General features: G+C 67.3%; 23 protein-coding genes. 11 read left to right on the top strand and 12 right to left on the bottom strand.

Translation table 11 applies throughout. The features are described 5' to 3' along the window. Positions 1-3 precede the first annotated feature (3 nt). On the bottom strand, positions 4-960 hold the full coding sequence (locus tag M9945_RS00300) for an IS481 family transposase (RefSeq protein WP_367942948.1): 957 nt from the start codon (positions 958-960) through the stop codon (positions 4-6). Positions 961-1,107: 147 nt separating this feature from the next. Further along, positions 1,108-1,632: a L,D-transpeptidase gene (locus tag M9945_RS00305; RefSeq protein WP_367944729.1), complete on the bottom strand. Its 525-nt coding sequence runs from the start codon at positions 1,630-1,632 to the stop codon at positions 1,108-1,110. Between the two features lie 166 nt (positions 1,633-1,798). Between M9945_RS00305 and M9945_RS00310 the strand changes: the two genes are divergently transcribed. Next, complete coding sequence (locus M9945_RS00310) at positions 1,799-2,482, top strand: response regulator transcription factor (RefSeq protein ID WP_367930077.1); 684 nt, start codon at positions 1,799-1,801, stop codon at positions 2,480-2,482. A 57-nt stretch (positions 2,483-2,539) separates the two neighbouring features. Further along, a complete protein-coding gene (locus tag M9945_RS00315) occupies positions 2,540-2,995 on the top strand; it encodes a cyclic nucleotide-binding domain-containing protein (protein WP_367942949.1) in 456 nt (151 codons plus the stop codon). Between the two features lie 9 nt (positions 2,996-3,004). On the opposite strand, the gene M9945_RS00320 is transcribed toward M9945_RS00315, so the two are convergent. From M9945_RS00320 to M9945_RS00335, 4 genes are all read right to left on the bottom strand, one after another. Next, on the bottom strand, positions 3,005-3,811 hold the full coding sequence (locus M9945_RS00320; RefSeq protein WP_367942950.1) for an exodeoxyribonuclease III: 807 nt from the start codon (positions 3,809-3,811) through the stop codon (positions 3,005-3,007). A 112-nt stretch (positions 3,812-3,923) separates the two neighbouring features. Beyond that, entirely contained in the window at positions 3,924-4,520 is a 597-nt protein-coding gene (locus tag M9945_RS00325) for an outer membrane lipoprotein carrier protein LolA (protein WP_367944730.1), read from the bottom strand. Positions 4,521-4,768: 248 nt separating this feature from the next. Beyond that, positions 4,769-7,450, bottom strand: a complete 2,682-nt coding sequence (locus tag M9945_RS00330; protein WP_367942951.1) for a DNA translocase FtsK 4TM domain-containing protein — start codon at positions 7,448-7,450, stop codon at positions 4,769-4,771. 306 nt (positions 7,451-7,756) lie between these two features. Then, positions 7,757-8,392: an outer membrane protein gene (locus M9945_RS00335; protein WP_367942952.1), complete on the bottom strand. Its 636-nt coding sequence runs from the start codon at positions 8,390-8,392 to the stop codon at positions 7,757-7,759. 233 nt (positions 8,393-8,625) lie between these two features. Between M9945_RS00335 and M9945_RS00340 the strand changes: the two genes are divergently transcribed. Further along, the gene (locus M9945_RS00340; protein WP_367942953.1) at positions 8,626-8,880 is read left to right on the top strand and encodes a hypothetical protein; all 255 of its coding nucleotides are present in this window, start codon (positions 8,626-8,628) and stop codon (positions 8,878-8,880) included. A gap of 4 nt (positions 8,881-8,884) precedes the next feature. Here the strand turns inward: M9945_RS00340 and M9945_RS00345 are convergent, their stop codons facing one another. From M9945_RS00345 to M9945_RS00355, 3 genes are all read right to left on the bottom strand, one after another. Then, the gene (locus M9945_RS00345) at positions 8,885-9,328 is read right to left on the bottom strand and encodes a hypothetical protein (RefSeq protein WP_367942954.1); all 444 of its coding nucleotides are present in this window, start codon (positions 9,326-9,328) and stop codon (positions 8,885-8,887) included. A 13-nt stretch (positions 9,329-9,341) separates the two neighbouring features. Then, a complete protein-coding gene (locus tag M9945_RS00350) occupies positions 9,342-9,599 on the bottom strand; it encodes a hypothetical protein (RefSeq protein ID WP_367942955.1) in 258 nt (85 codons plus the stop codon). A gap of 107 nt (positions 9,600-9,706) precedes the next feature. Further along, entirely contained in the window at positions 9,707-10,558 is an 852-nt protein-coding gene (locus M9945_RS00355; RefSeq protein WP_367931747.1) for a LysR family transcriptional regulator, read from the bottom strand. A 136-nt stretch (positions 10,559-10,694) separates the two neighbouring features. Here M9945_RS00355 and M9945_RS00360 point away from each other — a divergent pair, with 136 nt between their 5' ends. Together M9945_RS00360 and ctaD are read left to right on the top strand one after the other, a co-directional pair. Further along, a complete protein-coding gene (locus tag M9945_RS00360; RefSeq protein ID WP_367942956.1) occupies positions 10,695-11,354 on the top strand; it encodes a 5-formyltetrahydrofolate cyclo-ligase in 660 nt (219 codons plus the stop codon). Positions 11,355-11,388: 34 nt separating this feature from the next. Beyond that, positions 11,389-13,041, top strand: a complete 1,653-nt coding sequence (gene ctaD, locus M9945_RS00365) for a cytochrome c oxidase subunit I (protein WP_367942957.1) — start codon at positions 11,389-11,391, stop codon at positions 13,039-13,041. 382 nt (positions 13,042-13,423) lie between these two features. Here the strand turns inward: ctaD and M9945_RS00370 are convergent, their stop codons facing one another. The 3 genes from M9945_RS00370 to fdxA form a co-directional block, all read right to left on the bottom strand. Continuing rightward, positions 13,424-13,780 (bottom strand): DUF488 domain-containing protein, encoded by a 357-nt coding sequence (locus M9945_RS00370; protein ID WP_367942958.1) that lies wholly within the window; start codon positions 13,778-13,780, stop codon positions 13,424-13,426. 108 nt (positions 13,781-13,888) lie between these two features. Further along, the gene (locus tag M9945_RS00375) at positions 13,889-14,317 is read right to left on the bottom strand and encodes an organic hydroperoxide resistance protein (protein ID WP_367942959.1); all 429 of its coding nucleotides are present in this window, start codon (positions 14,315-14,317) and stop codon (positions 13,889-13,891) included. A gap of 97 nt (positions 14,318-14,414) precedes the next feature. Beyond that, positions 14,415-14,753, bottom strand: a complete 339-nt coding sequence (gene fdxA / locus M9945_RS00380) for a ferredoxin FdxA (RefSeq protein ID WP_367942960.1) — start codon at positions 14,751-14,753, stop codon at positions 14,415-14,417. Positions 14,754-15,093: 340 nt separating this feature from the next. On the opposite strand from fdxA, the gene M9945_RS00385 reads away from it, so the two are divergent. The 6 genes from M9945_RS00385 (at position 15,094) to hutX (ending at position 18,531) form a co-directional block, all read left to right on the top strand. Continuing rightward, positions 15,094-15,357: a DUF2249 domain-containing protein gene (locus M9945_RS00385; RefSeq protein WP_367942961.1), complete on the top strand. Its 264-nt coding sequence runs from the start codon at positions 15,094-15,096 to the stop codon at positions 15,355-15,357. Between the two features lie 39 nt (positions 15,358-15,396). Continuing rightward, the gene (locus tag M9945_RS00390) at positions 15,397-15,732 is read left to right on the top strand and encodes a metal-sulfur cluster assembly factor (RefSeq protein WP_367942962.1); all 336 of its coding nucleotides are present in this window, start codon (positions 15,397-15,399) and stop codon (positions 15,730-15,732) included. Next, a complete protein-coding gene (locus M9945_RS00395) occupies positions 15,729-16,025 on the top strand; it encodes a hypothetical protein (RefSeq protein WP_367942963.1) in 297 nt (98 codons plus the stop codon). Before M9945_RS00390 ends, M9945_RS00395 begins: the two co-directional genes overlap by 4 nt. A 41-nt stretch (positions 16,026-16,066) precedes the next feature. Beyond that, positions 16,067-16,201 carry a hypothetical protein gene (locus M9945_RS00400; protein WP_367931605.1) on the top strand — a complete coding sequence of 45 codons (135 nt, stop codon included), beginning with the start codon at positions 16,067-16,069 and terminating at the stop codon, positions 16,199-16,201. 402 nt (positions 16,202-16,603) lie between these two features. Next, complete coding sequence (gene hutW / locus M9945_RS00405) at positions 16,604-18,004, top strand: heme anaerobic degradation radical SAM methyltransferase ChuW/HutW (protein ID WP_367942964.1); 1,401 nt, start codon at positions 16,604-16,606, stop codon at positions 18,002-18,004. Continuing rightward, complete coding sequence (hutX, locus tag M9945_RS00410; RefSeq protein WP_367942965.1) at positions 18,001-18,531, top strand: heme utilization cystosolic carrier protein HutX; 531 nt, start codon at positions 18,001-18,003, stop codon at positions 18,529-18,531. Before hutW ends, hutX begins: the two co-directional genes overlap by 4 nt. Position 18,532: the final 1 nt, after the last annotated feature.

Consider the following 18,532-nt stretch of genomic DNA (forward strand, 5'->3'; position numbering starts at 1 on the left):
GCTCTAGCTGTGGAGCCTCAAGAGGTTGTCGCCGGTTAGATGGAGGCGACTGATTGGTGGTTTGGACTTTAGGCTGCCATGCGGGCGATGCCAATTGTAGCGGTGGAGCCAGATCGGCAGTTCAGCGGCACGGTGGCGTGATGTCGGATAGGCCACGGCATAGGCCCACTCGCGCAAGGCGGTCTGGATGAAGCGCTCGGCCTTGCCGTTTGTGCGCGGCGTGTAGGGCCTGGTTCGGATGTGCTTGAGGCCGAATTCGCGGCAAGCGCGCGCGAAAGCCTTCGAGCGATAGCACGAGCCGTTGTCGGTCATGACGCGAGTGACGGTGATTCCGAGGCTGGCGTAGTAGGCGACTGCCGCCGTGAGGAAGGCGACGGCGCTTTGCTTCTTCTCGTCGGGCAGGATCTGGCTGAAGGCGATGCGCGAGGCATCGTCGATGGCGACATGGACGAACTCCCAGCCGATGCCGCGACTGTTGGACTGGCCGCGCCGATCGCCGGTGATGCGATGGCCGACGCGGTCGAACCGGCCGAGTTTCTTGATGTCGATATGGATCATCTCGCCGGGATGGGCACGTTCGTAGCGCCTGACCGGCGCGGCCGGCTCGATGTCCTTGAGCCGCGACAGCTCGGCGCGCCTGAGCACCCGGCTGACGGTGGCCGGCGAGACGCCAACCTCATGGGCAATGTGCTTGCCGGTCCAGCGCAGCCGACGCAGCACCACAATACGCTCGGCGATCGACGCCGCGGTGGCCTGCGGCATATGGGCGGGCCGCGAGGATCGGTCGCCCATGCCGGACCGCCCTTCCGCCTTGTAGCGCTCCACCCAGCGCGCCACGATCTTCGCCGACACGCCATAGGTCCGTGCCGCATGGGCTTGGGAAAGACGCCCCTCAATCACCGACAGCGCCATCTCCTCTCGACGCAACGGCGTCAGGCGGGCATTCTTGTGGATGTTCATTCGGACCCTCCGGTGGATGCTGAAGCTTGGTAACTCCAGTCTCCCCGGTCCGGTCCGAATGGACAACCTCCCGAAAGCTCACATCTAGCTGTTTGTTTCAGCCGCATTTATGCGACGCCAGACGATTCCGTCTGGCTGCAAAATGCTCTAGCGTAGCACCGTCAGCACGGTGCGCCGCGAAAGATGCGGCAGCAGCCGCGCCATGACGCGCGGCGACACCGCGACGCAGCCTTCCGTCGGCGCGAAGCCCTCGCGCGCGATGTGGAAGAAGATGGCGCTGCCCATGCCGCGCCGGCGCGGCCGGATGTTGTAGTCGAGCACGATCACGCAATCGTAGAGGCGGTCGGCGCGCCGCATCGTCTCGCTGCTCGCGGAATAGGGCAGCGTCACCTTGCGGTTGTAGTTGCGGTCGCCCGGTGCGTCGCACCAGCCGTCATCAGCGCGGATCGCCCGGAACGGCAGCGGCGATGACAGCGCTGCTGCCGAAAGCGCCCGGCTGGGGCCAGCGCGGAAATAGCCATGGAGCAGGCGCATAGGCCCGAGCGGCGTCGCGCCGTCGCTCTCGCGCTTGACCGCGCGGATGCCGCCGCGGCCGAGCGCGCAGGGAAAGGCCTGTCCCGCCCATTGCAGGATTCCCTGCGTCGGCTTGCCGGGACGCGGCCTGACCACCATTTTGCTGGTGATTTTGCCGGCATTCGCCGGCAGGCGCGCGGTTTCGCCATATTTCCGATATGATCGCATCGTGGAACAAATCGCCGTGATCGTCTTTAATGTCGGCCATGGTTCCGCATAAAGCAGGGGCCGGGTCAATCGTCTGCATGCCTGAATCGGAAACACCATGACCGCACGCACCATCCTCATCGTCGACGACGACGCCGATCTGCGCGAGACGCTGGTGGAGCAGCTTTCGCTCTACGAGGAGTTCTCGGTCCTCGAGGAGGACAATGCGGCCAAGGGCATGCAGGCCGCGCGCGCAGGCACCATCGATCTTCTCATCATGGATGTCGGCCTGCCGGACATGGACGGCCGCGAGGCGGTGAAGATCCTGCGCAAGGGCGGCTTCAAGGCCCCGATCATCATGCTGACCGGGCACGACACCGATTCCGACACCATCCTCGGGCTGGAGGCCGGCGCCAACGACTACGTCACAAAGCCGTTCCGCTTCGCAGTGCTGCTCGCGCGCATCCGCGCGCAGCTGCGCCAGCACGAGCAGAGCGAGGATGCCACCTTCACCGTCGGCCCCTATACCTTCAAGCCGAGCCAGAAGCTGATGACCGACCCGAAGGGCGCGAAGGTGCGGCTGACCGAGAAGGAAGCCTCGATCATCAAGTATCTCTACCGCGCCGGCGAGAAGGTGGTGACGCGCGATATCCTGTTGGAAGAAGTCTGGGGCTACAATTCCGGGGTGACGACCCACACGCTGGAAACCCATGTCTACCGCCTGCGCCAGAAGATCGAGCGCGACCCTTCCAACGCCGAGATTCTTGTGACGGAAAGCGGCGGCTACAAGCTCGTCCCTTGACTGTCCGCCCCTCGCGGTCGAAGAACCTCAACGGGGGACGCAATTTGAGACCGTCACTTGGCGCTTGAAGACGATATCCGCATCCTGTCGGGGGTCGGGCTGTTCTCGGAGCTGACCGACGAGCAACTGCGGCTGCTCGCCTTCGGAGCGGAGGAGGTGCGCTTCGCCGCCGGCCGGGTGATCTTCGCCGAGGGCGCGGCCGCCGAATGCGCCTATGTCGTGGCCTCGGGCCGGGTCGTTCTCTATCGCGACGGCGGCGGCGAGGCCGTCGCCCTGTCGCGGCTCGGCGAAGGCTCGATCATCGGCGAGCTGGCGCTGATCGCCCCGGGCAAGCGGCTGACCTATGCTGCCGCCGAGACGGATGTCATCGCCATCCGCCTGTCGCGCTCGCTGTTCCATCGCATCCTCGAGGAATATCCGGAGGTCGCCGCGCGGCTCCACGCACGCATGCTGCGCGACCTCGAGGAGTTCCTGAAGCGCATCGAGACCATCGCGCCGCGCTTCGCCGACTGAACGCGATCCTCAGTCGAGATTAAAGCGCGCGATCACCGGCACGTGGTCGGACGGCCGCTCCCAGCCGCGCGCGTCGCGCAGCACCTCGATGCCGGATAGCACCGGCGAAAGATTGGGCGAGGACCAGACATGGTCGAGCCTGCGGCCGCGGTTGGACGCGGCCCAGTCCTGCGCGCGGTAGCTCCACCAGGTGAACAGCTTCTCCTCCGGCGGGATGGCTTGGCGCATCAGGTCGACCCAGTTGCCGGCCCGGCGCATCGCATCGAAGCTGGTCGTCTCGACCGGCGTGTGCGAGACGACGTTGAGAAGCTGTTTGTGCGACCACACGTCGGTCTCCAGCGGCGCGATGTTCAGATCCCCGACCAGAACCGAGGACAGCCCCTCGCCCTCCAGCGCCGGGATGTCGTGCATCTGCGCCACGAAATCGAGCTTGTGCCGGAATTTTGGATTGATCGTGGGGTCCGGCTCGTCGCCGCCGGCCGGCACGTAGAAATTATGCAGGAGGATCCTGCGCCCGCCGGCCTCGACATGGACGGAAAGGTGCCGGCAGTCCTCGATGTCGCAGAAGCGGCGCTTCTCGACCACCTCCAGCGGCCGGCGCGAAACGGTGGCGACGCCGTGATAGCCCTTCTGGCCCTGCATCTCGATATGCTCGTAGCCGGCCTTGCGGAAGGCGGAGAGCGGAAACAGCGGGTCGGGGCACTTCGTCTCCTGAAGGCACAGCACGTCCGGCGAAACGGTATTCAGGAACTTCTCGACCAGCGGCATCCGCAGCCGCACGGAGTTGATGTTCCAGGTCGCGATGGTGAAAGCCATGGGGGAGGTCCGGCGTCGGAAGGGGAGATGTCTCCCCTTGTGCCAGCCGGGGCCGCGTCAGGCAAGCCGCGGGCAGCCCGCCTTCCACAGTCCGATGCCGCGATGGCCGGCCTCAGCGCTGGCCGGGCTGCTGCATCTGCTGGATACGGCGATGGTCGATGGCGAACACGGACGGATCGAAGCGCACGCCTTCCTGCACGTTGAAGATCATCACCGTCGTGTCCTTGCCCTGCGCGTCGGTGATGGTCCACTGGCGCAGCTCGTAGGAGGCGGGGTCGAACATCAGCGTGATGGTCGAATCGCCGAACACCGACTTGTCGGCGAGCTGGATCGTCGTCAGGTCCGCCTCTTCCTTGACGCTGCGCACCTTGCCGTCGGAAAGATCGATCCGGCTGTCGAGCAAGAGCTTCAGCGGCGTCTTCGACAGCGGGTAGACGTCGGCGGTCTTGAGCTTCGTGTTCTCAAGCACCAGCGTCGTGCCGTCGGACGTGACCTTGAACGTCGCCGGCGATTCGTAGTTGAAGCGCAGCTTGCCCGGCCGCTCGATATAGAACTTGCCGCCGGTCTGCTCGCCGCGCGGGCCGAACTGGACGAACTCGCCCATCATCGTCTTCACGCGGGCGAAATGGTCGGCGATGCGCTGGGCGGCAGCGCCCTGCGCGTGGCCGGCGGCGAGAAACGGCCCGGCGAACTGTCCGAGCGCCGCCATCCCGGCGACGAGCGCCGCCTGCCCGAGAAACCGCCGCCGCGACATCGTCGCCTTCACCATCTCATCCATCGCCGTCACCTCGATTGTTCGCTTTCCGATAGGCGTCCAGTTGGGCCGAAATTGGGCTTGAGCAATTCCGTCCGGAATTGCGCGAAACCAAAGCACGCCCGCTTCGCGCCGCCCGGCAGGGCCAAACGCGTGGCCGGCCGTTCCGGTTGCGCGCCGACCACTGCTTCAGGCCCGTCCCGTCAGAACTTGTCTTCCTCGGTCGGCACCAGGATCTCGCGCTTGCCGGCGTGGTTCGCCGGGCCGATCAGCCCTTCCTTCTCCATGCGCTCGATCAGCGATGCGGCACGGTTGTAGCCGATGCCGAGACGGCGCTGGATATAGGAGGTCGATGCCTTGCCGTCGCGCAGCACGACAGCCACCGCCTGGTCATAGGGATCGTCCGAATCGTCGAGATTGGCGGTGCCGGCCGGGCCGCTCCCGCCCTCGCCGTCGTCATCGTCGTCCTCGGTGATCGCATCGAGATACTGCGGCGCGCCCTGCGTCTTCAGATGCGCGACCACCGCCTCCACCTCGCCATCGGAGACGAAGGGACCGTGCACGCGCTGGATGCGCCCGCCGCCGGCCATGTAGAGCATGTCGCCCATGCCGAGCAGTTGTTCGGCACCCTGTTCGCCCAGGATGGTGCGGCTGTCGATCTTCGACGTCACCTGGAAGGAGATGCGCGTCGGGAAGTTGGCCTTGATCGTGCCGGTGATGACGTCGACCGAGGGGCGCTGCGTCGCCATGATGACGTGGATGCCGGCCGCGCGCGCCATCTGCGCAAGCCGCTGAACGGCACCTTCGATGTCCTTGCCGGCAACCATCATCAGGTCGGCCATCTCGTCGATGATGACGACGATATAGGGCATGGGCTGGAGGTCGAACTCCTCCGTCTCGTACATCGCCTCGCCGGTCTGGCGGTCGAAGCCGGTCTGCACGGTGCGGCTGATCTGCTCGCCCTTGGCCAGCGCCTGCTCGACGCGGCTGTTGAAGCCGTCGATGTTGCGCACGCCGACCTTCGACATCTTGCGGTAGCGGTCCTCCATCTCGCGCACGGTCCATTTGAGCGCGACGACCGCCTTCTTCGGGTCGGTGACGACGGGGGTCAGCAGATGCGGGATGCCGTCATAGACGGACAGCTCCAGCATCTTCGGGTCGATCATGATCAGGCGGCAATCCTGCGGCGTCATCCGGTAGAGGATCGACAGGATCATGGTGTTGATCGCCACCGACTTGCCCGAGCCGGTGGTGCCGGCGACGAGCAGATGCGGGAACTTGGCGATGTCGGCGATGACCGCCTCGCCGTTGATGGTCTTGCCGAGCGCGAGCGCCAGCTTCGCCTTCGACTGCTCGAAGTCGCGGCTGGCCAGCAGCTCGCGCAGATAGACCGTCTCGCGCCGCGCGTTGGGCAGCTCGATGCCGATGGCGTTGCGCCCGGGCACCACGGCGACGCGGCAGGCGATGGCGCTCATCGAGCGGGCGATGTCGTCGGCGAGGCCGATGACGCGGCTGGACTTGATGCCGGGCGCGGGCTCCAGCTCGTAGAGCGTCACCACCGGGCCGGGGCGGACATGGATGATCTCGCCCTTGACGCCGAAATCCTCCAGGACGCCTTCGAGCAGGCGCGCGTTCTGCTCCAGCGCATCCTGCGACAGCGACGGGTCGCGGGTGACGTTCTTGGCCTCGGCGAGGAAATGCAGCGACGGCATCTCGAAGCTGTCGGGGCCGATCAGCGAGCGCTGTGCCTCGCGCTGGACGCGCGCGCCCTGCTGCGGCCGCGGGGCCGGGGCCTCGACGCGGGTGGCGGCGTCCGAGCGGAAATGGCGTACCTCGGCGGCCTGCGCGCCGTGCGCCGGCGTCGGCCGGATGACGATGTCGTCCTCGTCGAAATCCTCGTCGTCGTCGAAATCCGCGCCCCGGTCGTAGTTTGCGGGCGCCCGGCCCACCGGCCCGACCTCGAAAGGCGGCTCGTCGTCATGCGCGGGCGCTGCGTCGAAGCCCGGCTCGACACGCGCCCCGTGCCCGATGGCCCGCCGCGCGGCGGGGCGCGAGACGGGAATGTCGTCCATGCCGTCGTCATCGTCCCAGACGATGCCGCGCCTTCTGTCGCGCACCGCGCCGCCGAGCCTGCGCCGGACGAAGCCTTGAGCCGCGAGCCACCAATGCGTCACCGCGCCCATGGCCGCGACAAGGAAGCCGGCGCGGTCCTCGTCGTCCTCGTCCTCGTCGTCGAAATCCTCCTCCCTCGGGCGCGCCGCCTGCCTGCGCCGGGCCGGGGCCGGGCTTTCGGCGGCTGCGACGGACGCCGGTCGGCCGATGAGGACCGAGGCGAAGGCGAGCAGCCACAGCGCCGGGCCGATGAAGACCGCGACGGTGAGGATGGCGGCCGCCCCCGTGGGGTAGCCGCCGGCGAGCCACGAGGGAATGCCGAGCGCCAGATCGCCGATCACGCCGCCGAGGCCCGAAGGCAGCGGCCATGTCGGCGGGGCGACGATGCAGCCGATGACGCCCGCGCCGAGGACGGCCGCGCCGGCCCAAGCGGCGGCGCGTGCCGGCATCCGGTCGATCCGGCGCGCCGCGACGAGGCGCAGCCCCCACACGGCCGCCGGCACCAGCGCCACGACCGCGCCGAGGCCGAGGAACTGCATCAGGAGATCCGCCACCACCGCCCCGGGATAGCCGCCGGCATTGGTGACGGGGTTGTCGGTGGCATGGCTGAAGGACGGGTCGGCGACGTTCCACGTCGCCAGCGCAGCAAAGCAGAACACCGTCACGCCGAGGACGGCGACGCCCGCCGCCCGCGTCATCTGCCGGTGCAGGAAGCCGCGCAATCCGTAAGCGGTTTCGTCGATCGCCAGTTGAGCCGCCGCGTTCGAACGCATGTGAACACCCCGTCAAATCCCGTCGCGCGCAAGCATGGCTCGCGCAGTCTGAGAGGCGACTTTAAAAAGGGTTTGGTTAAGGCGGCATTAACCATGCGAATTTTGTACGCCTTGCAACACAAGGCGTTGCGGGCGGCGCGTTACGCTGATGTTGCCGCTCCGGTCGCGGACTTCCATTCGCGCCTCGGCAAAGCGGCCGGAAGCTTCAACGACCACACGATCGCAGCGCACTCGACGGTCTCCGCGGCGGCTCGTCGATAGAAAAAGGGCCGGACAAGCCGGCCCTTTTGATTGGATAAACGCCAGTCAGAACTTGTAGCTGACGCCTACACGGAACGTGTGCTCGGTGACATCGATCCCGGTGGCGACTCCAAGCGGCTTGAACTCGCCATAGTCCGAGTAGCGATACTCGGCCCGGACAAGCCAGTTGTCGGTGAAAGCATGCTCAACACCGGCGCCGAGAGTCCATCCGACCATCGAATCGTCGAGTTTGCCGGGCCCCACGACCGGATCGATATAGGCATTGGTGCCGGCGATGCCGGCCGTTCCGTAAATGAGAGTGCGGTCGATTGCGTAACCGATACGACCGCGGGCCGACCACTGCCAGTCAGTCCCGAAATCCGCGAAGCCTATGCCGAGAATGTCATCTTCATTCCACGTCCGCGCGATATCCGCCTCGACGCCGAACACCCACGGCCCGTTCTGGAAGTTGTAACCGGCATGCACGCCGAGCAGGCCGCCGTTGAACGTATCGTCTGTCGCGCCGAAATCACCCCTGGTCGATACGTACCCGCCATGGGCGCCGAGATAGAAGCCGGACCAGTCGTAGACCGCATAAACCGGAGCAGGGGACGGTTCATAGATAATCGCGTCGGCAGCCATCGCCGAAGAAGCGACGGTCGCAAAAGCAGCAGACGCGAGAAGAATGGAAATCCTGTTCATGTTGCCTGTCCTTCCAAATCAGATGGTCGAACATAAACCGGCTCACCATTCTTGTCTGTCACCATTGGGCAACAGGTAGCGCCCTTCGATAAAACCATTACTTTATAATATTAGGAATATTGGAGAAATACTATAAACAGGGATCGCGTATCCTGTCGTTCAGGGTCGTGGCAGGCGCCGGCCATACTCCCGCCGCTATTCGAGGCAGATTGGGCCGAGGCGAGGAAACGGCTATGAAAACCAATCACCAGCGAAGCTTCAGGGCGACCACGCATCGGAAGAAACCGGGAGCGGCGTTCCACCGGACGAGCGTCCTGTCGGACGTGTCGATTTCCGCCATGGCCGATTTCGATTTCACCAACGGCAATCGCGGCATGGCGAAATCCGTGCGGGGCGCGAAGAAGTTCGTCAACTCGCGCTTTCGCCATCACGAGAACGCGGCGACGCGCCGGCTCGCCGCCGAAGGTCCGGGCGAAGCCCGCGACTGACGGCCTACAGCAGGACGATGCCTTCGCGCGTCCAGCGCGCGATCGGCCGGTCCGATAGATGGCCGACGAAGACGATCTCCGGCATCGACCGGCCCGGCCCGAGCGCGGCGCAATTCAGCGTATCGGCATAGTCGGCCTGCGCCACCGGGTCGAGCGCGAGGAACGCCTCCTCGTCGACGAAGACGGCGGCGACGTCGCCCAGCAGCCCGGTGCCACGGACGATGCCTTCCCTCTCGTGCCGGTCCCAGTGCACCCGCGCGCGAATCTGCTCGTCGGGAAGCGGCTGCGGCCCGGCGTCGGGCACGACACGCGGAGGCGGCCCGCCGCGCAGGGCGCGCGCCACCGTTTTCGATGCCCGGTAGGCGACGTAGGCGATCAGCGCGATAGAGGCGAGGAGGAGGACGACCAGCGCGAGCGCGCCGGCCAGCCCGTGCGCCGCCTCCGTCATGCCGCGCCCCGGCTCAGCGTCTCGGCCGCACCACGATCACCTGCGGCGGCGGCGCGTAAATCCAGGCATCGCGCTGCAGCGAGGCCCGCCGCGCCGCCCTGCGGTCGAGCTCGACGCGCTGGAGACATTCGGCGAAGGCATCGTTCTTGCGGGTGAAGCCGTAGGAACGGCACGTTTCCTCGTCGGCCCGGCGCTGCTCTTCCGGCGTGACGGTGGTGCAGGCCGCGAGCGCGGCGACGAGGATGAGCGGGACAAGCCGTAAGGGCTTCATGAGACTTCTCCAGTATGCCGCCTCCCGTCCCCGATCCATGAACTATATAGCACAGCGGCGGCGGAATCGAAGCGTCCCCGGCGATGTACGCCGTCGCACCGGCCGCCTCACGACACCGCCTGCTTGAGCACGGCGAGCGCGTCCTGCATCTCCGGCCGCCCCTCGCCCGATTCGGCATAGACGGCATAGGCCGGATAGGTGAACTCCGGCGCGCCGGCGACGAGCTCGAGCTCGCCCGCCTCGACATGCGGCGCCACCGTCCCCTTGCGGAAATAGCCCATGCCGCCGGCCCGCAGGATATAGGACAGCCCGAGCGGGCCGAGCCCGACCATCACCCCCGGCTCGCCGAACACCGGCGTTCCCGCGCCGTGGCGGGCGGCGAAGGACGGCCCCCAGTCGACATAGACATAGTCGAGGGCGCCGGCGGCCCCGGGGTCGTCCCCGTCCTGCGGCGTGCGCACCAGCACGAGCTGCTCCTCCTGCAGCAATTCGACCCGGAAGCCGGGCAGCAGCTTCGGCGCGTAGAGCACGGCGATGTCGAGGACGCCGGTGCGCAGCTGCTCGATCAGCTGGTCCGGCACCCCGACATGGGCATGGATGACGATGCCCGGCCGCGTGCGCCGCATCGCCACCAGCCAGTCGAGCAACAGCGGGTTCCACAGGCTCAGCTCTCCCCCCAGCGCCACCGCCCCGGTGCGGCCGGCCGGCAGCGCCAGCTGGTGGCGCGCCCGCTCCCATATCTGCACGAAGGACTGGGCGAAGCGCTCGAACTCGCGCCCCGCCGGCGTCGGCTGCGCGCCGTTGCGGTTGCGCACGAAGAGCTGGCGGCCGAGCTCGTCCTCCAGCGTGCGGACGCGCGCCGAAACCGTCGTCTGCGTCACGTTGAGCCGCTCGGCGGCGCGCAGGAACGAGCCGCAATGCACGATCTCGAGAAAGGTCCGGGCGCGGTCGATGTCCATAGGGCTTTTCCTGCCGGGTCGCTGTTTCAGTGCAAAATTCTTGCATCTATCCAGCATTTAATTCCGTTTGTCTTCTTCCATCAACCGCCGCACCATTTCCCTTGCCCGAAGGAGCGCGCGAGGGAGGCGGCGGCCCATGGACCACGACGACGAAGCCCCGGAGTTCGGCGAGTATTCCTCGCCGCCCTGCTTCATGCACGAGCTTTCGCCCGACTTTCAGCCGCGGCAGGAGCGGTCGAGCGCCTGGGGCGACGTGGCGCGCTGGCGCAAGGCCGAGCGCCAGCGGCTGATCGAGGCGCGGCTGGCCATGACGGCGAGCGAGCGCGCCGCCCGCACCGAGCGGATCGCCGCCGGGCTCGACGGGGCCGTCGGCAGCGTCGCGCGGCGCGTGGTCGCCGTCTACTGGCCGTTCCGCGGCGAGCCTGACCTGCGCAACTGGACGATCCGCGTCGCCGAGCGCGGCGGCCGCATCGCGCTGCCCGTCGTCATCCGCAAGGGCTGGCCGCTGGAGTTCCGCATCTGGGTGCCGGGCGACCCGCTGGAGCGCGGCGTGTGGAACATCCTTGTCCCCTCGCGCGGGCCGGCGGTCGAGCCCGACATCGTCGTCGCGCCGGTGGTCGGCTTCGACGGCGGCAATTTTCGCCTCGGCTATGGCGGCGGCTTCTACGACCGGACGCTGGCGGCGATGGCGCGCCGGCCGCGCACCATCGGCGTCGGCTACGAGGAAGCGCGCATTCCCACCATCTACCCGCAGGCGCACGACATTGCGCTCGGCGAGATCGTCACCGACGCCTGAACGCGGGCGGCGAGAGGACAGGCAGGAGAATAAGATGAGCGAGACAGCCAGCGCCCCGGACAGCCGCAGGGCCAGCAACTCCACCACCAGCCCGGGTCACGCGACGGCCCACGACGTCGCCCACAAGCCGCCCTTCTTGGTCCGCTGGCTGTGCTCGACCAACCACAAGGACATCGGCACGCTCTATCTCGGCTTCGCCATCATCGCCGGCATCCTCGGCACCGCGTTGTCCGTCGGCATCCGCATGGAGCTGCAGGAGCCGGGCATGCAGATCTTCGCCTCGTCGGAGACGTTCAACGTCTTCGTCAGCGGCCACGGGCTGGTGATGATCTTCTTCGTCATCATGCCGGCGCTGATCGGCGGCTTCGGCAACTGGTTCGTGCCGATCATGATCGGCGCGCCGGACATGGCCTTCCCGCGCATGAACAACGTCTCGTTCTGGCTGCTCGTCGCCTCCTTCGTGCTGTTCCTGATCTCGCTGTTCGTGCCGGGCGCGCCGGGCTCCACCGGCCATGGCGGCGGCTGGACGCTCTACCCGCCCTATTCCAACATCGGCCAGTCCGGCCCGGCGGTCGACTTCGTCATCCTCTCGATCCACCTGTCGGGCGCCTCGTCGATCCTCGGCGCCATCAACTTCATCACCACCATCTTCAACATGCGCGCGCCCGGCATGACGATGCACAAGATGCCGCTCTTCGCCTGGGCGATGCTGGTCACCGCTTTCATGCTGCTGATCTCGCTGCCGGTTCTCGCCGGCGCCATCACCATGCTGCTGACCGACCGCAATTTCGGCACCACCTTCTTCGCGCCGGAAGGCGGCGGCGACCCGATCCTCTACCAGCACCTGTTCTGGTTCTTCGGCCATCCGGAAGTCTACATCATGATCCTGCCGGCCTTCGGCATCGTCAGCCACGTCATCTCGACCTTCGCGAAAAAGCCGATCTTCGGCTATCTCGGCATGGCCTACGCCATGGTCGCCATCGGCCTCATCGGCTTCGTGGTCTGGGCGCACCACATGTTCACCGTCGGCATGTCGATCGACAGCCAGCGCTACTTCGCCTTCGCCTCGATGGTAATCGCCGTGCCGACCGGCATCAAGGTGTTCTCATGGCTGGCGACGATGTGGGGCGGCTCGATCTCGTTCCGCACGCCGATGCTGTGGGCCATGGGCTTCGTGCTCCTGTTCACCATCGGCGGCGTCACCGGCGTGGTGCTGGCCAATCCCGGCATCGACCGTGTGCTGCACGACACCTATTACGTCATCGCCCATTTCCACTATGTGCTGTCGCTCGGCGCGGCCTTTGCCATCTTCGCCGCCTGGTACTACTGGTTCCCGAAGATGAGCGGCTACATGATGAGCGAGACGCTGGGGAAGCTGCATTTCTGGCTGACCTTCATCGGCGTCAACCTCGTCTTCTTCCCGCAGCACTTCCTCGGCCTCGCCGGCATGCCGCGCCGCTATGCCGACTATCCCGATGCCTATGCCGGCTGGAACTTCGTCTCCTCGATCGGCTCCTACATCTCGACGCTCGGCCTCGTCGTCTTCCTGTTCGCGGTGGCGGAAGCCTTCGTGCGCAAGCGCCGGGCCACCGCCAACCCGTGGGGCGAGGGCGCGACGACGCTGGAATGGTCGCTGTCCTCCCCGCCGCCCTACCACCAGTTCGAGAGATTGCCGCTCATCCGCTGAGAGGAGGAGGGACGACGGCCGCCTGGCTCCTGAGGCCGGCCGTCCCCGGAGCGCCCGTTCCCGCCGGGGGACGGGCGCTCCTTTTTTTGCCGGCTTCGTTCGGGAGCGACGCTCTCTCGCGTGTCGCGCCTTTGTGCATCACCGGCGCCGTTGGCGCCGCCCCTCATCCCCCTGCCGGGACCTTCTCCCCGTGAACGGGGAGAAGAGAGCTATCGTCTTTGATTTCGCCAATCACAAGCGTAGCAAAGAGGATGTGGCGGCGCGGCCGTCATCCCTTCTCCCCGTTCACGGGGAGAAGGTGCCCGAAGGGCGGATGAGGGGCGGCGCAGGCGTTTGAGGATCGCTCTCAGCCGGAGCGGATAGGACGCGACACGCTCCAGCCTCAGTCCTTCGAGGAAAGATAATCGCGCAGGACGACCGCGTTGTTGTGCCCGGTGTCGTGGGCGGCATAGAGGAGCGTCGCCGCCTTGCCGCCGATCTGCGCCCGGAGCGCCGCGACGGCCTCGGCATTCTCAGTGATCTCCTTGCGGTAGCGGGCCCGGAACTCGTCCCACTTGTCGGGATCGTGGCCGAACCAGTGGCGCAGGGAATCGCTCGGTGCGACGTCCTTCGCCCAATGGTCGAGATGCGCCTTGTCCTTCGAAAGCCCGCGCGGCCACAGCCGGTCGACGAGGATGCGCTGCCCGTCCGCGGCAGCCGGGGCGTCGTAGACGCGCTTGATGTGCAGGGTGGGTGCCATGTCGCTTTTCCTCCCTCCGCCCTCCCCTTCGGGCTTCCGGCCGGAGGAGGATGCCAGCGCGGCGGCAGGGTTGCCGCCGCGCCCGCGACCGTCTCGGGTAGAGTGCCCTCAGCCGACGCTTATGTCGACATCGACATTGCCGCGCGTGGCATGGGAATAGGGGCAGATGTTCTCGTGCGCCGTGTTGGCGAGCTCCAGCGCCTTGCCGTCGTCCACCCCGTCGAGATGGACCTTCATGTCGACCTTGAGCCCGAAGCCGCCGGCCTCGCGCGGGCCGATGCCGACGCGCGCGGTCACCGAAGTGTCGGGGCCGAGCTTGACGCCGGCCTCGCGCGCCACCAGCCGCACCGCGCCCTCGAAGCAGGCGGCATAGCCGGCCGCGAACAGAATCTCCGGATTGGCGAGGTTGCCGCCCGGCCCGCCCATCTCCTTCGGCAGGGCGAGCTTCAGGTCGACGCTGCCGTCGGCGCTGCGCACATGGCCCTCGCGCCCGCCCTTGGCGGTCGCCTCGGCGGTGTAGATGATCTTGGTCGTCATGGTCTTCTCCTTTGGTTCGGGCGGCGATCCGCCGGGGGTCGGGCGGACGATCCGCCCGGGGTTGAAGGCGGGAAGCCCCGCGGGCCGGCGGCGAGCATCAATCCCCGCCGGGAGCCTCGCTGAAATATTCCTCGAACTTGCCCGGCACGCCATCCCAATCCTTTGCGTCGGCCGGAGGTTCCTTCTTCTCGATGATGTTCGGCCATCGGGTGGCGTATTTCAGGTTCAGCGCCAGCCATTCCGGCGTCGCCGACGGGTCGGTGTCGGGGAAGATCGCCTCGGCCGGGCATTCGGGCTCGCACACGCCGCAGTCGATGCACTCGTCGGGGTGGATGACGAGCATGTTCTCGCCTTCGTAGAAGCAGTCCACCGGACAGACCTCGACGCAGTCCATGTACTTGCACTTGATGCAATTGTCCGTGACCACATACGCCATCGCCGCTGCCCCCGCGCCTTGCGGCGCGTCATAAGGTGTATTTTCAATCTATCTTATTAAGGCGAGCCCGTCGGCGCAACCGCGAAATGCGGCGAACCGGCAACGGCTTCCGGTTCTTCATCGCCGCGAACGCGCCGGAAGCCACGTCATTTTGCCGCACCCGAATGCTGGACGCCCCTAGCCGGCGGGGACAGGCGACGCAGCGCGGCAGCCTGCGTCGGCGCCCTGCCACACGGCCGCTATAATATGCATTGACAATCTATCTTTTAGATGAAAGCTTGCAGCGTCGCCTGGGATAGCCGCGACGGCGCCGAGGCGCGACCATGAGGAGAGACATGCCATGACCCAGACCGCCAGCGCTTCCGTGCCGAAAGAAATCGACGTCCGCAGCCTCGTTCCGATGCAGCGCCACGCCACCATCTTCGACCTCGTCGGCCGGCTGGAACCGGGCAGCTCCTTCGTCCTCATCAACGATCACGATCCCAAACCGCTCTATTACCAGCTCGAGGCCGAGCATCCGGGGGCCTTTTCCTGGACCTATCTCGAGCGCGGACCGGAGGCCTGGCGCGTCGAGATCGGCCGCGTCGCCGACGCTGCCGCCTGAGCCGGCCGGCGGCGCCTTTCCGGGACGGAGGAGACAGGGATGGTTCTCGCGGCCGCATCGAAGCTGGATGACGAGATCGCCAACGCCCTGCGCCTCGTGATCGATCCCGAGCTCGGCTACAACATCGTCGATCTCGGCCTGATCTACGAGGTCGTGGCCGAGGAGGGCGGCATCGTCACCATCGTCATGACCACGACGACCAAGGGATGCCCGGCCACCAGCTATCTCAAGGAAGGGGCGCGCGACGCCGCCTGGAGCGTACCGGGCGTCGAGTTCGTCGACGTCCGGCTCACCTACGAGACGCCATGGCACCCCGGCATGATGACCGACGCCGCCAAGGACCATCTCGGCATGACCGACGGGGGCGGCTGGTGAGCGCCGCCGCGCCCGTGACGACGGCGCAGCCGGCGGCGCCCGACGCGGTTGCGCCGGCCTCAGTTGCGCCGGACTGGGCCGTGCTCGGCGACATACTGGCACGTAGCCTCGAGGAGCTGGTCGCCGCCGGCCGCGTCCACGCCGCGTGCAGCCTCGCCGGCCTCGCCTGCGCCGCCACGAGGGGCACCGATATCAGGACCTGGAAGCGGTTCAACGCGCTCCTGCACCGCTGGAGCGCCCGTGCGCCCGAACCCGTCCCGCCACACGACGAACGCAGCCCGCCTGCCCGGTGAAGGACGAGAAGCGCCCGGCAGGCCAGCAAGGAGAACCGACGATGACCGACGACCGCAAGCCGACGCCGTCTTCCCCGCCACCGGAAGGACGCGAGGCGAACACCCTGCTGCCGATGCTCGTCGGCGGTCTCGTGCTGATCACCATCGGCATGATCGTGGTCGCCATCGCGGTGTGACGGCGACCGCGCCTGCCCGCATGGCGGCGCGCCCCACGCGGTCCGGGCTGAAACCGGGCTCACCTTACCCGGCGGCGCAGCCGCGGCATGAGAAGGCTTGCGCCGTGCCGGAACCGTCCTTTTCCTTCCGCGCCGCATCCCCGTCCTGTTGCGCGCCCGCCACGAAACCCCGCGAAAATCCCGATTCCGCGGCGACCTTCATTTTCCTTCGACAATACCCTTGATTAAAAAGTGGACTGTTCTTATCCACTATTTGACATAGCGCAAAGAAACGGCCTCCCGGAGCGTCTTCATTAGCCGCTGCCGGCCGGGCGTGCATCCGGGCCGGTGCAAAGGCGTTGTGTCGGCGCGCGCCGGGCGAGGGCGGCCCGGTGGCGGCGCGGGGGTATCGAGGGGAAGGCGATGACGGCGGAAGACCTTGAGCCGCATTTCGCCCGTCTGGGCGGCGATCCGGTTCGCGACGCGTTCACGGCGCGGCGCGCCGTGATGCCGTGGCGCACCCGCCGGCCGCTGCCGGCCGAGGAGGTCGAGGCGACATGGGCGCGCCTCGTGCGCGACCACCGACCCGCCGGCCCCGACGCGCCGCGCCTCGCCTATGTGCATGTCCCCTTCTGCGCCAATCACTGCCTGTTCTGCGGCTTCTACCGCAACGCCTATACGCCGCAGGGCGCGAGCGCCTATACCGACCTCCTCCTCGCCGAGATCGAGCGCGAGGCGGACGCGCCGGCGATGCAGGCGCAACCCGTCGACGCCGTCTATCTCGGCGGCGGCACGCCGAGCGCCCTGTCGGCCGACGAGCTTTCGCGGCTCATCGCGACCATCCGCCGCACGCTTCCGCTGGCCCCTGACTGCGAGATCACCATCGAGGGCCGCATCATCCATTTCGACGCCGGGAAGGTCGACGCCTGCCTCGAGGCCGGCGCCAACCGCATCTCCATCGGCGTCCAGAGCTTCGACACAAAGGTGCGCCGCCGCCAGGGCCGCCGCGCCGGCAAGGAAGAAGCCATCGCCTTCATCGAGGCGCTGCGCGATCGCGACAGGGCCGCCATCGTCATCGACCTGCTGTTCGGCCTGCCGGGCCAGACGGAGGAGGTCTGGCGCGAGGATCTGGCCATCGCCGCGGCAATCGCCCCCGACGGCGTCGATCTCTACGGCCTGAACCTCATTCCCGGCACGCCGCTGCACCGCGCGGCGAGCGCCGGCAAGTTCCCCGACGCGCCGACGCTGGCCGATCTCGGCGGCTTCTACCGCATGGGCGCGGATTTCCTCGGCCGTCAGGGCTGGGAGCAGATCAGCAACAGCCACTGGCGGCGCACCCCCCGCGAGCGCAACATCTACAACCTGCGCATCAAGGAAGGGGTGGACTGTCTCGCCTACGGCTCCGGCGGCGGCGGCAATCTCGGCCGCTACAGCTATGCCGTCGCGCCCGATCTCCAGACCTATGCCGACGGCGTGCGCGCCGGCAGGAAACCCATCGAGGGCATGCGCGTCAGCGACTCCCTCCAGCCGCTGCGCAACGCCATCACCTCCGGCATCGAGAAGGGCCGCCTCCACATCGGCGACATCGCCGCGCTCGCTCAGGGAGAGGACGTGACGGGCCGCCTCGCGCCGCTGCTTGCCCAGTGGCGCGAGGCCGGCCTCGTCGAGCTTGCCGATGAAATCATGACGCTGACCACCGCCGGGCGCTTCTGGTACTCGAACCTGATCTTCGCCTTCGACGCCATCCTGTGTCCGGCCGCGGAAGCGCCCGCGGCCCGGCCGCCTTTCCTTCAGAACCCGAAAAAGACGAGAGAGCTTTCATGAGCGTTTCCCCCGCCAACCCCGACCTCGACGCCATCCGCCGCGAGCTTGCCGAGAACCCCGGCGGCGTCCTCGAATCCACGGCCGCCCAGAACGGGCTGTCGCTGCAGGCGGTGGTCGAGCTGCTGCCGCAGGAGATGTGGGCGCGCGTTCCCGGCGACCTGTTCGTCGAGGTGATGGAGGACCTGACCACCTGGGGCAAGGTCACGGTCATCGCCCACACCAAGGACATCATCCTCGAGGTCGAGGGCGAGGTGCCGCCCGGCAAGCTCGGCCACGGCTTCTACAATTTGCACGGCGACTCCCCCATCGGCGGCCACCTGCGCGCCGGCAACTGCAAGGCCATCCACTTCCTGCGCCGCCCGTTCATGGGCAAGGAATCGGTGTCGATCCAGTTCTTCAACGAGGAGGGCGGCTCGATGTTCAAGGTCTTCGTCGGCCGCGACGAGAACCGGGCGCTGAAGCCCGAGCAGGTCGAGCGCTTCGAGCAGTTGAAGGCCCGGCTGACGCAGAAGGCGGAAGCCGCCTGAC

This window comes from Aquamicrobium sp., assembly GCF_023954335.1.
In the GTDB taxonomy this organism is placed as follows: Bacteria; Pseudomonadota; Alphaproteobacteria; order Rhizobiales; family Rhizobiaceae; genus Aerobium.

Bases quoted from the DNA above. Each gene is read 5' to 3' on its own strand.
- M9945_RS00320 (WP_367942950.1), bottom strand. From the start codon at position 3,811: ATGGCTTTCACCATCGCGACCTGGAACATCAACTCCGTGCGGCTGCGG.
- M9945_RS00375 (WP_367942959.1), bottom strand. From the start codon at position 14,317: ATGACGACCAAGATCATCTACACCGCCGAGGCGACCGCCAAGGGCGGG.
- M9945_RS00370 (WP_367942958.1), bottom strand. From the start codon at position 13,780: ATGGCACCCACCCTGCACATCAAGCGCGTCTACGACGCCCCGGCTGCC.
- fdxA (WP_367942960.1), bottom strand. From the start codon at position 14,753: ATGGCGTATGTGGTCACGGACAATTGCATCAAGTGCAAGTACATGGAC.
- M9945_RS00310 (WP_367930077.1), top strand. From the start codon at position 1,799: ATGACCGCACGCACCATCCTCATCGTCGACGACGACGCCGATCTGCGC.
- M9945_RS00360 (WP_367942956.1), top strand. From the start codon at position 10,695: ATGGACCACGACGACGAAGCCCCGGAGTTCGGCGAGTATTCCTCGCCG.
- M9945_RS00390 (WP_367942962.1), top strand. From the start codon at position 15,397: ATGGTTCTCGCGGCCGCATCGAAGCTGGATGACGAGATCGCCAACGCC.
- hutW (WP_367942964.1), top strand. From the start codon at position 16,604: ATGACGGCGGAAGACCTTGAGCCGCATTTCGCCCGTCTGGGCGGCGAT.
- M9945_RS00305 (WP_367944729.1), bottom strand. From the start codon at position 1,632: ATGGTGGTCAGGCCGCGTCCCGGCAAGCCGACGCAGGGAATCCTGCAA.
- M9945_RS00300 (WP_367942948.1), bottom strand. From the start codon at position 960: ATGAACATCCACAAGAATGCCCGCCTGACGCCGTTGCGTCGAGAGGAG.
- M9945_RS00350 (WP_367942955.1), bottom strand. From the start codon at position 9,599: ATGAAGCCCTTACGGCTTGTCCCGCTCATCCTCGTCGCCGCGCTCGCG.
- M9945_RS00330 (WP_367942951.1), bottom strand. From the start codon at position 7,450: ATGCGTTCGAACGCGGCGGCTCAACTGGCGATCGACGAAACCGCTTAC.
- M9945_RS00340 (WP_367942953.1), top strand. From the start codon at position 8,626: ATGAAAACCAATCACCAGCGAAGCTTCAGGGCGACCACGCATCGGAAG.
- M9945_RS00400 (WP_367931605.1), top strand. From the start codon at position 16,067: ATGACCGACGACCGCAAGCCGACGCCGTCTTCCCCGCCACCGGAAGGA.
- M9945_RS00325 (WP_367944730.1), bottom strand. From the start codon at position 4,520: ATGGCGGCGCTCGGACAGTTCGCCGGGCCGTTTCTCGCCGCCGGCCAC.
- M9945_RS00335 (WP_367942952.1), bottom strand. From the start codon at position 8,392: ATGAACAGGATTTCCATTCTTCTCGCGTCTGCTGCTTTTGCGACCGTC.
- ctaD (WP_367942957.1), top strand. From the start codon at position 11,389: ATGAGCGAGACAGCCAGCGCCCCGGACAGCCGCAGGGCCAGCAACTCC.
- hutX (WP_367942965.1), top strand. From the start codon at position 18,001: ATGAGCGTTTCCCCCGCCAACCCCGACCTCGACGCCATCCGCCGCGAG.
- M9945_RS00345 (WP_367942954.1), bottom strand. From the start codon at position 9,328: ATGACGGAGGCGGCGCACGGGCTGGCCGGCGCGCTCGCGCTGGTCGTC.
- M9945_RS00385 (WP_367942961.1), top strand. From the start codon at position 15,094: ATGACCCAGACCGCCAGCGCTTCCGTGCCGAAAGAAATCGACGTCCGC.
- M9945_RS00355 (WP_367931747.1), bottom strand. From the start codon at position 10,558: ATGGACATCGACCGCGCCCGGACCTTTCTCGAGATCGTGCATTGCGGC.